An 11665-nucleotide genomic window follows, 5' to 3' on the forward strand; every position below is an offset into this window, starting at 1 on the left:
TATACCAAAAAGGGAGGTCAATGCTCATTTTATTTTGAACTCCCGATAAATCAAGGCTTTAGAACAAAAAAGAGGTAGTAAATTTGACACTACCATAACGAAAGAGGGGAAAGAAAAATGATTGATATTCAATATTTGTTATGGCTCCAGGAAATTAGAAATGCAACAGGCGGACTTTTTGATGAGTTTTTTAATAGCATTTCAAAAGTAGCGGTAGATATTATGCCTTTTCTGCCATTTTTCATTTTCTGGGCAGTGGATAGGAAATGGGGTTACCGTGCTCTTATGACTTTAGGAGTAGGAGAACTGATAAATGGAGTGATCAAACTGACGGTTTGTGCATATCGTCCCTGGATAAGATCAGATCTGATTGAGCCTGCGGGTGATTCAAAAGTAGCAGCAACCGGATATTCGTTCCCTAGTGGACATACTATGAGCGCGACGTGTACCTATGGTACAACATTTGCCTGGCAGAGAAATAAGCGGACATGGCTCGCTGTAATCTGTGCAGTACTGATAGCTCTGACCGGATTTTCAAGGAATTTTCTTGGTGTACATACTCCGCAGGATGTTATTGTAGGTTTTACAGAAGCTGTGATAATAATCTGCATAGTCGGAGCTGTTCAGAAGAAAATAGATGGTAATGAAAAAACACTCGATATCTTGTCAGTTGTTGGAGTTATCGCTGTAATATTAACCCTGATATATATTACTCAGAAACCTTATCCCATGGATTATGTAGACGGAGTACTCCTCGTAGATCCCGGAAAGATGATGAATGATAGCTTTAAGGCGTGTGGTGCATTTATCGGACTCTTAATTGGAAGCTATGTTGAGCGCCACTATATCAAGTATGAGATTCCTGTTGGGGCAAAAGATCTTCCGATTCTGTCGTTTGTAGGATTTATGATTGCTTTCAGCTGGAAAGAATACTTTGCACCGGCAACAATCGTTGCAGTGCTTGGTGGACATTGGGGACACTTCATATCCCGTTGCATCTTATGGTTTTTTGTTGTGGCTATCTGGCCAATTGTAATACAGAAGGTATGCAATTATAAGGTACTTAAAGATCAGTCTGAAAAATATGTATAATTACTAAATGCTAAAAATATTTTTCAGCTGCTACATCTGAATATTTAGAAGGTAAGGGACGTTTATCTGGTTTATTTGAATTATCAAAATAAGCCAGATGAAGCGTCCCTTTGTTGTAAGAAATCCTGTATTGCGCGGGACATTTCAAAATAGTATAATCATGAAATGCGTGGCGCGATGCAATGGATAAACAAAATATTATTATTTGTTTGAGCAATGCACGTGAATAAAGTTTTGAATGACAATAAGTATTCAGATATTCAATTTTGGTACTTATTTTGGGAGGAACCATCATGATGAAGTCCTGATTAGGAAATGGTTCCGACCGAAAGGGCAGGATTATAAAGTAATCTAGCTAACGTATAGTATATTTGGAGGAGACTGGTATGATAGACAGGGAAAATTTGATAAATGCACTTGCTGCATCAATGGGAGTTACAAAGCTTGACGATTCAAGATATGCAGCTTCAAGATATGATGCAAAGACAGGTACTCTTTATTGTAACGGAATGGCTATATCGAAGAGTACAGCAGAAAAAGCAATAAAATATTTTGAATCTGTAGAACGAAAATGTAATTCAGATGATCCTGATGGCCGCGAGTTGAAAATGATCTACAGATGTGCAATTGAGGCGATCAGGATGATGCAGACAGAAAAGGTTAAAAAACTACTTAGCGAAGATGCTAAAGAGATAAGCGAGCAGAATAAAGCGAAACGATCATAAATGCACTAGTGAAATAGATATTAGAAATTCCATTGAAGATGGGGTTATCGGCGGATGATTATTTACATCATCATCCGCCGATAGCCCCATATTTTTATGAAATATTTTTCTACATAAATTGGCAAATTGTTAGCGAAAAAATCAAAAGGGCTGTATGTATTAGGTTGCGTGTATATGGTCAGAATAGCATAATCGCATATTGTGTCTCAAAATCAAATGGAAAACCATCTGAATTTGTTTTAAGAATTACGCAGACAAATCTCATTACTTATAGATTCCTTAATTTCATCAGAAATTCGGGAATCGCATTTTCCTTATTGCGTTCAAGAAGTCATGACTTTTTGTGGGCAAAAGCGGAAATCGCCCACAAAAATCCTGCCTTCGGCAGGACACGCCCCTCGCTTCGCGAGGACCTGGTCCAATACGATTCCCGTTTTTCTGAGGAAAAACAGGAATCTATGCATTTAATCCCAACAGCCTGTCGCAGGCATCTGTTATTCTGGAGGAATTAATGATAAAGAACACACCGGCTCCGGTAATAACAAATATCAGTGCAGGTCCAACGCCTTCAGAAAGGAATGGGAAGATAGAGAATATTCCAAAGAAAATAACAGGGATAACGCTGCACACACAGAGTACTATTCCCATTGCCAGCATGGTTGATTTGCTGCTTATGTTATCAGCTTTCTCATTTCTGATGTATTCCTCTGCAACAGAGTCAAGGATTGAAACGCCTCTCCTAAGAAAGCTCCATTCCTTGTTCTTGGCAGAAGAAAGAATGATAAGTCCAACTCCCAATGCCACAGCAATAAACAGGAATACTACACCAAGAGCACTGAAAAAGTCACCAAAAAATCCGTAAAAATTTTCGCTTATGGCGCTTCCCATAATGGGGCCTGTAGGAGCAATAATACAGCAGGCAACACCAAGGCCTAAAAGGAATCTGCTAAAGGTGCAGTCATCCAAAAAAGCATTTGCTTCATCTACAGATATCAGGCGGAGTTCACGGTTCTGTGATTTTCCCCCTCTATATGTCACCTGTTTAACTTCCACAGGTGGATTCGGAATCCCCTGTACTCCATGAGTAAAAGTTTCATTAGGCTTAAATGATTCATCAGGTCTTCGTACTGTTCCCTTTTCTATGGCTCCCAAGGAGTCCTTTAGATCATCGATAGTTCCAAACTCTGTGATGATCTTCCCAACGGCCTCATTTTCTGACATTCCGCTTTCTATAAGCTCATTATACTTATCCTCTGTCATAGACATGATTTCTTCTTTTGCACGCCTTGCTGCGTCAGTGTCCGGCAGGCTCATGAACATTGTCTCAAGATATTTTCTTATTGTCTCCATAGTCTATTGTCTCCCCTGTTCTAATAAAAATCCCTCTATTTACTGCGATATAAATCGCTCAATAACATCCTTGGTCAACTGCCACTCTTCACACTTCTCCTGATAATACTTTTGTCCGGAGTCAGTTATCTGATAGTAAGTGCGTCTCTTCCCATTGTCAGCCTCCCGACTGAAGGAGATAATAAATCCGTTCTTCTCAAGCCTGGTAAACGCCGAATAAAGAGTTGTTTCTTTTATCAGATATTTATCCTCGGACATAGCCCTGATGTTTTTGGATATCTCATATCCATAAGAAGGCTCTTTTCTCAGGAGAAAGAGGATAATGGTGTCGTTATAACCCCGGATCACATCACTGCTGATCTGCTGCATAAAAATCACCCGTGTTTATATTTTATACTACGATAATCGTTACTACGACTGTCATAGTAAATATACTACTACTGTCGTAGTATGTCAACATAAAAACTGGTTTTAGGCAAGTAATAAAGTCGACTTATTGTTAACTGTTCAGACAGCTCTGCGCACTTGCTGCGCTGAGCGTGAGAATGTTCTACGTCTTGAATATAGGATTTGCCCCTTTGCCGAAGGCAACTGGAATGGGCAAATCCAGTTGCTGTGAGCACCGTAAGGTGTGAACAGTAACGACTTATTTGATGACAGTAGCCCAGTGTGCTGTCTCACTCATAATTAACCCAATTATTAGTAAATGATTTTATCTGCTTCATCTGAAAATCTTGATGATGCCTCAGTGATTGCCATTATTCTTATTGGAACGTTAATATTCCTTCTGCCTGGCTGCTTCGTATGATACTATTAAAATGTACATATGAAAAATTTTGTGAAATTGTCACGGATTAGTTTTTCAACTGCTTAAGGAGGGGATAGTTATGGCAGTTTACAGATGTAGAGTATGCGGATACATATTTGATGAGGAAAAAGAAGGGAAAAGCATAAGGGATATAGATGTCTGTCCAAGATGCAAACAACCGGATGACCGCTTTGAACTTGTAGAAGGAGAACCAAAAAGCGGGGATGAAAATAAAACTTCATAATGTGTTTGAAACCGGGATGCATATACAAATGCAAAAGCAGGTTTCATCTCAAAATTTCGTTAGAATGACAGAGGATAAAATAAAATGAGTTTTTTATTTGTGGCGCTTGGTGGTGCGCTGGGAGCAGTAGCGAGATATGCTATAAGCCTAATACCAGTGAGAGCAGGTTTTCCTGTTCTCACGCTTATAACAAATATAATAGGAGCTATCCTTATAGGATTTATAGTTGGAATAACTGATAGAAAAGGAAATGTATCTCCTAATACGGTTCTTTTTTGGAAGACCGGAGTGTGTGGAGGATTCACTACGTTCTCAACCTTTTCACTTGAATCATATCAGTTGTTCGAAAACAAAACATACGCTCTTGGAGGAGTATATGTCGCTCTGAGCGTTTGTTGTTGTATTTTTGGTATCTATTTAGGGAAGAAGTTGGCAACAGTAGTATTAGTGTAGCTGTTTCATATTTTATCTAAATAATATAGTCGAGAAATATATAAACAGCTACACTGATTCCCGGTGATTAGCGAAGTCTGTATAGATGCCTTAGTTAGATTAGCAAAAAACACTTACTCAACTACAATCTCTATTATCTGAGATGATCAACTACAATCTCTATTATCTGAGATGATTTCTTCATTTTTTGGAGGCACCGATATTTACCTTGAATTTATAGGTTCCTTTTGGAGTACCCTTTTTAAATGTGAGAGTGATCTTTTTCTTGCCAATTTTTTCTTCAGTATATTTTCTAATATTCTATATGGGAAGTGGTAATATGCCAGATTCGGAAAGAGCTTTAAGATCCCTTTCATCTGATATGGAAAAGGAAGAACAGAAGCTGATCGAAAAAGCAGCTGAGGATAGTGGCGAGGATTTGAGCAAAAATCATCCACTGATGAAGAGCCTTAGAGCAATACATCAAGTAAATGAATAGTGTTATGGCGTTATGTTTTTTGAAAAATGATGAACTTTTAAGATAAAAACTTCAAGGAATAGATTTATTGTTTGAGTGTTCTGCCGCATATGCTAATTTAACGATTTGCAGTAGTAGATTTATTGGCCTATGGGCTAACGCTTTTCACAATATTCAAGTTTGCGGCAGAGGATTTCCAGGCATTAGTACTAACGCATTTCGAGAATTCTACAATTGTGGCAGAATATTTCCAGGCCAGGAACTAAATCATAATTCAGATATATTTGGACAAGTGAGAATGGTACTTCCACTTGTAACAGAGTGAGAAAACTAGATTTAATATATAGTGTAATTCAGGTCGTTTCCCGGGAAGGAACGACCTGTTGTTTTAGGACTTCAAAAATTCAGAGCAATTGAGAAAAAATATCAAAACTCCATTATAAGCGCACAACTTGACGAAATTGTGATATCATTCAGTTAGTTATAACTAACAATATGAGAGGAGTATGCTATGAGTTTAAGTGAAGTAAGGGAAAACAAAGATGCAGTGATCACGGCAATTGAAGGTGATACAAGGTTTATGAGCCGTATCACATCAATTGGATTGACACCTGGATGTAAAGTCAGTGTTATCAAAAATGATAAAAACAGACCGATGCTCGTCTATTCAAGAGATACCATGATTGCACTGAACCGAAAGGAGTGTAGCGGTATTACGGTTGAGGAGGTGACAGCATGAGTGCAACTGCAACGATAGCTCTTCTGGGGCAGCCCAACTCAGGCAAGTCAACCTTGTTCAATGCATTAACAGGACTTAGGCAGCATGTAGGTAACTGGCCCGGTAAAACCGTAGAGAAAAAAGAGGGATATTTTATTTACGCAGGAAAGGAGTATAACGTAGCGGATCTTCCGGGATCTTACAGTCTTTCCGCAAACTCTGATGAAGAAGTCATCACAAGGGACTTCATTACATCAGGGAAAGCAGATGTGGTTTGTATTCTGGCTGACAGTTCACAGCTTCAGAGAAGTCTTTTTATGCTGGCAGATTATGCGGGAATTAATGCCCCGTGTTTTTTATTGCTCAATATGGCAGATGTTGCCGCTGATCAGGGGAAAAAGATTGATGCAAAGGTAATAGAGGAAAAGTTGGGAATTCCTGTAATTCCATTTTCTGCAACAGACGTAAAGTCTTACGATGAGTTCTATAAAACTCTGGAAAAAGCCATTCAGAAGGATTCAAGACTTGATGTTTCCAAGTTAAAAAAGCAGTACGAGAGTATCAGGGGATATCAGGAAATCTGTAACCTGATTCCTGAAGGCGTTATTCAGGGTTATTCTTCAATGTGGCTTGCTTCAAAAGTATTGGAAAATGACAAGGTTGTAGTGGCAAACCTAAAAAATTCACTTGATGCATCTGTGTTTAGCAAAATAGAGGAAATAAAGAATTCATCCCAGGGCGCAGTAGCTATTGGTGGATGCAAATTTGCCTGGATTGATGATGTAATCGATGGGGCAATACAGTCAGAATCAGTAAAGGTTACTCTCGGAAAACTGGATCGTATTTATACGAGTAAAGTCTGGGGAAAGCCTGCAGTTGTTCTCACTGTTCTTTTAGGTCTGATAGCTTCATTTATTCCTGCTCTTCCTCCAATGGCCCTCGGTGAAGTTGTTCTCATGCTTAAAGCTCCGGTAACTGCCGGGTTATCAGCTATAGGCTGTTCTGAATTTGTGATGCTTATCATAACTGATGTTATAATTCAGTCATTTTCATATATTATCAAGATGCTGGGATTTGTATTTGGTGTAACGCTTGTTTTCGGATTCCTCGAAGAAGTAGGTATTATGGCCCGTATCTCCTATGTGTTTGACAATACTATGGGAAAACTTGGACTTCAGGGAAAGTCAGTAATGCCATTCCTGGTAAGCTTTGGATGTACCATGGGAGGTGCCGCCGGTGCCAGAGTCATAGATAACTGGGGACAAAAGGTTCTGACAATAGCTCTTGCCTGGGCAGTTCCATGCGGAGCAGCCTGGGCTACAATCCCTATGCTTTCATCAATTTTCTTTGGACCGGGTGCGGTTCTGGTGGTTGTTGTAATTCTTTTTACAATGATCTTACACATGTATGTCACAGCCAAAGTCTTTGGGTCAAAGCTTGTCCAGAAGGAAGATCGGTACGGAATGATTATGGAGCTTCCTCCATACCATAAACCGAAGTGGGGAGCCCTTTTTAGATATGTATTTGGAAGGACAAAAGAGACTTTTTTCAGAGTGACAAGTGTAGTACTTCTTGTCTGCGGTGTATTCTGGCTCCTTAGCTATTCACCTTCAGGAACAGGGGGAATTCTATATACTATCGGCGTGGCAATAGAGCCCGTTACAAAGTTCTTTGGAATGCCATGGCAATTATTCCTTTCATATCTTGCATCTGCAATAGGAAAAGAAGGAGCCATTGGTGTTATCAGCGCGTTATATAGTGGTGGCTCATACAGTACAGCATTTACCAGTGCTATGAGTGGTGCCGGATCTACTGCAAATATGGCAAATGGAGTAACACTAAGCTCTATTCTTCTTGCAAATGTTACAAAACCTGAAGCTCTTGCATTTATCTTCGCCATGACCTTCAACATGCCTTGTGTGGTTGCACTTGCAGCTACATATCAGGAAACTCACTCTGCAAAATGGACAGGAAGAATAGTACTTTATTACACAGCGGTATCTCTTTTACTGGCATTTATTGCATATCATGTTGGAATGCTCATTTGGTGATAAGAAGAGGATAAAATGGAACAATTATTAGAATTGTTAAAGGATGGGCACGCCAGAACAACAGAGCTTTTGGCGATGGAACTTCATACCAGTGTCATGGATGTTACCAGACAGATGGAATATCTGGAAAATATGGGAATCATAAAGAGAGTGGTATTATCACCGAAAGGATGCTCCGGATGCAGTGGTTGTTCTTCAGGACAGAAGGACGAAGGACATACCTGTAAAGGATGCATGCCACAGGATGGATTTCAAAACATGGGCCAGATGTGGGAAGTGGTGAAATAACCTGAACAGAGAGAGTTAAATAAAGAATAATCGTGAAAACAGCAGAGCAGTATAAGAAAGGGGCTATCGCTTTAGATGATTAGATCTAAAGCAGAGCCCCTTGTTTTCTGTGTAGAAGTATTGCGGAAACATAATTAGAATAACTCTTAGTAAGAAGGAATTAGTCCCACCAATAACTTCCGTAAAATCTGTCTACATGATCACCTGTTATCGCCACATCAAAAATACCTAAAAGTGCCGGGCCGCCGCTGGAATAGCTGTCAGGATCAGACTTTGTCAGCTCGTCATTTTTAAGGAACCACTCAAGCACTGACTGGCCTTTTTCATAATTTCCAAAAAAGCTCATATCGCAGGAAGAATCAAAGGTTGTATCTTTATCGATGATAAGAGTCATCTTTTTTTCATCATCACCCATCAATGAAGTGGTGCTGACGCCGCTTAAAACAACTTGATCCTTTGAAAAATCCATAACATCATGGGAATACACCGTGTAATAAATGCGATGCATCACTCTTTTTCCGGAAAACTTGATGTATGCGATGTCATAACCTGATGTCTTAGCATTAACAAGAGCACCTTCTGCAGATGACTCCGTCTCAAATCTGTCGTAGGTTACGCAGTAAAACGGCTGCGAGTTCAGATTTTCCCACTCAGGTGAAAAGACAACAGATGCTATAGCTCCCTGATCTTCTATTTGCTGAGCCAGCTTCTGGGCGTCCTCCAGATTCTTATATGCGCCAATCCACACGCCATAAAAGCCATCATCATAATGGTCACTTGGTAAAGTATAAGCATCATAATTATAATCGTCAGTCAGCACCTCTCTGACCATATCCATTGTCACAAAAGGCACATCATCCGCATCAATTTTCTCAAGAACCATGTGACTTTTACCGTCTTTTAACAAGGAATTATCGTATATAAAATCAAGCTCTATGGTATCATCATCCTTCATGTCAAACTGTGCTTCATACTCCATGGGCATACTGCCGCTGCCAAGAATACTGTATGTTCCGCAAAGTTTATCCCCATCAATAAAGTGATATTCACCACCTGCAAAGAAAACCTCAATGCCGGGAGTCTCTCTGTAAATCTTGAACATTCCTTTCTCACCGTATTCAACATAAAGAGGACTATCGGAGTCTTTTTCGCGCCAGATTCCTATCATTTTTTCTGATGGATTTCCTGTACCTGCTTCATCACTGAACATATAAGGAAAAGCATCCTCCACCCTATTATCGTGCTCAAAATGAAGTGTTTCCTTTTTTTCGGAGAAAAATGCACCTGTAAAATCTATGCCATTATCAGCAATCACCAATTTGCAAGGATCGGGCGCACTTTGATATTTGCCCATATTGGACATTATGGAAAAGGCCAATATATTGCAGACAAAAACATTATCATTCTGGTTTTTGGCTACATCTTTATCATCAGGAATAAGCTCAGCGCCCCAGAAAGTATATGCGCCAAGATAATCAGAATCCTCATCATCTTCGGAAATTCCCACATGGGCATAGAGATTGTCAGCAAACTCATAGATATCAAGAATATAATATTCGCCTTCGCTGCTTTTACAGCTATATTTTCCGCAAAGGCGCTTAGAAAGCGACAGCTTTGCATCCACCGGTGCTGTAGAAGCGGATTCACCATTTTTTCCAGGCACAAAGCCATTGTCATCAGCCTGAACATCTTCAGTCAAAGTCACATCATCAGGCGAAACTTCCTGTGGTTTATCAGCCAAAGGCTCCAGCTCCGAAGTATCCTCCAGTACCTTTGAAGGCGCTTCAAAACTACTCTTAGTCCCTGCATCAGCGGCAGCCTTAGAGCAACCGGATGTGATCATAAGTGTCACCATAAGAACCAGTAATACTGCATTTTTCTTCATTTGCCCCCCCTGCTTGAAAACACTGTAAACTCCTCTTCGATTATAGCAGATATCCCATTTTATAAGTACAGGTAAAAGTTTCAATTAAATATCAGGCTTCATTCCTTTCGGAATCCTGGAATCGGAAACACGTCTTGTAAAGTCCATAACTGCCGTGGCGTTTAGAAGAGTTATGGATGCTACACATTTTAAAGGTGGCAAGTGTAGACCATGGTTTAAGTTCATGATATTTCAAAAGGTATAAATCTTTGTCACTGAGGAACATTCTTCGAGCTTAACGGAGCCACAGAACCTCGTTTAACTAAATAACCATTGATATGAATGTTAATTGACATATGGTCGTGCTGGGTCATGCGGGCGTAGAGGCGCTCTGTGGCAATGCGTCCGATATAGTTTCTCGGAATATGAATCGTTGTGAGAGGCGGTTCAACATAGCTTGAAACTGTTATATCATCAAAGCCGATAATGGAGATATCCTCTGGAACTCTGTATCCGCGCTTCTGGAAAGCTCGCATGGCTCCAATGGCCAAAATGTCGTTTTCTGCAAAATAACTTGGAGCAAGCTCCTCTTTTCTATCAATTATTTCAAGCATTTCCGCCTCTGCATCTTCGATTGTGGAGGCGGTTATTTCATGCATTATCGACTTTGATTTTGTCATCATATTGTATTTTAAGGCATCGTAGAAACCTTCAGTGCGCTGGTCAAAGTCATAGGTTCTGGTGGTAGAACGGATACATCCCGGCTGGCAGGCTCTTTTTTTTATAAGATAGTTTGTGGCCATAAAGCCTGCATCTCTGTTGTTTATCTCAATAAAGTCAATCTTACTGCTTGTAAAATGGGCTTCTATTACGCATATGGGGAATGAACAGAATGACATTAGAGACATTTCCCTCTCTTCAATTATGAAACCCAGAATAAGCATCCCGGAGGCATGACAGGTCTCTAGTTCTTTTAATTCCCTTTCCAGATTCTCATAACCTGTAACATAATGAACAACAGTGCGAATTCCCAGTTCACTGGCGGTGAATTCGATTCCGTCTATTGTATCTCTGAAAAAGTCATTTCCTGTAGTACCAGTAAATGAAATATATTGTACTATATGGATGATTCCGTCACCCTTGTGTTTTTTACTTCCACCAGGGGTCATTCCATGTTCAATAGCAGCCTTCTTAACCATACTTCTGGTTTTTTCACTGACGCCCGTTTTGTCATTCAGAGCAAAAGAAACAGCTGTTTCTGATAAGCCTAAGAGTTTTGCAAGTTCTTTAGATGTCATTATTTTATCCTCCTACAATTTTTTGGTAGTGTCAAATTTACTACCTCTTTTTTGTTCTAAAGCCTTGATTTATCGGGAGTTCAAAATAAAATGAGCATTGACCTCCCTTTTTGGTATAATGTCAGCGACCAAACTCACAAAAAACCAGGAGACAATGCTCGTGAACATTATACTTTATTTACTTGAAATCATCCACCAACTCTATCAGCAGAATTGCTGGCTGGTAAACTTCATATGCAGATATATACCGCTAAAACAGTGGGCTTTCGACGATTCCCATTCTCCCAAATATCAAAAGTTCAAAGTTGATAAGCTTC

General features: G+C 39.8%; 12 protein-coding genes and 1 pseudogene. 9 read left to right on the plus strand and 4 right to left on the minus strand.

Going from position 1 to position 11665, the window contains the following annotated elements; all coding sequences use genetic code 11:
• The first annotated feature begins 117 nt into the window (after positions 1–117).
• Both G622_RS23810 and G622_RS0119105 read left to right on the plus strand, forming a co-directional pair.
• Complete coding sequence (locus G622_RS23810) at positions 118–1092, plus strand: phosphatase PAP2 family protein (RefSeq protein WP_242833030.1); 975 nt, start codon at positions 118–120, stop codon at positions 1090–1092.
• A 386-nt stretch (positions 1093–1478) separates the two neighbouring features.
• Positions 1479–1817: a hypothetical protein gene (locus tag G622_RS0119105; protein WP_026511993.1), complete on the plus strand. Its 339-nt coding sequence runs from the start codon at positions 1479–1481 to the stop codon at positions 1815–1817.
• Between the two features lie 456 nt (positions 1818–2273).
• On the opposite strand, the gene G622_RS0119110 is transcribed toward G622_RS0119105, so the two are convergent.
• Positions 2274–3167 carry a permease prefix domain 1-containing protein gene (locus G622_RS0119110; RefSeq protein WP_026511994.1) on the minus strand — a complete coding sequence of 298 codons (894 nt, stop codon included), beginning with the start codon at positions 3165–3167 and terminating at the stop codon, positions 2274–2276.
• Positions 3168–3206: 39 nt separating this feature from the next.
• Positions 3207–3536, minus strand: coding sequence for a PadR family transcriptional regulator (locus G622_RS0119115; RefSeq protein WP_026511995.1), 330 nt, complete (start codon positions 3534–3536; stop codon positions 3207–3209).
• A gap of 518 nt (positions 3537–4054) precedes the next feature.
• On the opposite strand from G622_RS0119115, the gene G622_RS25995 reads away from it, so the two are divergent.
• From G622_RS25995 to G622_RS23815, 6 genes are all read left to right on the plus strand, one after another.
• Complete coding sequence (locus G622_RS25995; protein ID WP_155831555.1) at positions 4055–4219, plus strand: rubredoxin-like domain-containing protein; 165 nt, start codon at positions 4055–4057, stop codon at positions 4217–4219.
• 84 nt (positions 4220–4303) lie between these two features.
• Positions 4304–4672 carry a fluoride efflux transporter CrcB gene (crcB, locus tag G622_RS0119130; protein ID WP_026511996.1) on the plus strand — a complete coding sequence of 123 codons (369 nt, stop codon included), beginning with the start codon at positions 4304–4306 and terminating at the stop codon, positions 4670–4672.
• 319 nt (positions 4673–4991) lie between these two features.
• Positions 4992–5150 carry a hypothetical protein gene (locus tag G622_RS26000; protein ID WP_155831556.1) on the plus strand — a complete coding sequence of 53 codons (159 nt, stop codon included), beginning with the start codon at positions 4992–4994 and terminating at the stop codon, positions 5148–5150.
• 490 nt (positions 5151–5640) lie between these two features.
• On the plus strand, positions 5641–5868 hold the full coding sequence (locus G622_RS0119140; RefSeq protein ID WP_026511997.1) for a FeoA family protein: 228 nt from the start codon (positions 5641–5643) through the stop codon (positions 5866–5868).
• Entirely contained in the window at positions 5865–7898 is a 2034-nt protein-coding gene (feoB, locus tag G622_RS0119145) for a ferrous iron transport protein B (protein ID WP_026511998.1), read from the plus strand. Before G622_RS0119140 ends, feoB begins: the two co-directional genes overlap by 4 nt.
• A gap of 15 nt (positions 7899–7913) precedes the next feature.
• A complete protein-coding gene (locus G622_RS23815; RefSeq protein WP_044958150.1) occupies positions 7914–8186 on the plus strand; it encodes a hypothetical protein in 273 nt (90 codons plus the stop codon).
• Positions 8187–8346: 160 nt separating this feature from the next.
• Here G622_RS23815 and G622_RS0119155 read toward each other — a convergent pair whose 3' ends face one another.
• Positions 8347–10071, minus strand: coding sequence for an SPOR domain-containing protein (locus G622_RS0119155; RefSeq protein WP_026511999.1), 1725 nt, complete (start codon positions 10069–10071; stop codon positions 8347–8349).
• Positions 10072–10322: 251 nt separating this feature from the next.
• On the minus strand, positions 10323–11348 hold the full coding sequence (locus G622_RS0119160; RefSeq protein WP_026512000.1) for a LacI family DNA-binding transcriptional regulator: 1026 nt from the start codon (positions 11346–11348) through the stop codon (positions 10323–10325).
• A 160-nt stretch (positions 11349–11508) separates the two neighbouring features.
• Here G622_RS0119160 and G622_RS27090 point away from each other — a divergent pair.
• Positions 11509–11665, plus strand: a pseudogene (locus tag G622_RS27090) (transposase); the annotation flags it as partial.

It is taken from the genome of Butyrivibrio sp. LC3010 (genome assembly GCF_000424385.1).
Classification (GTDB): Bacteria; Bacillota; Clostridia; order Lachnospirales; family Lachnospiraceae; genus Butyrivibrio.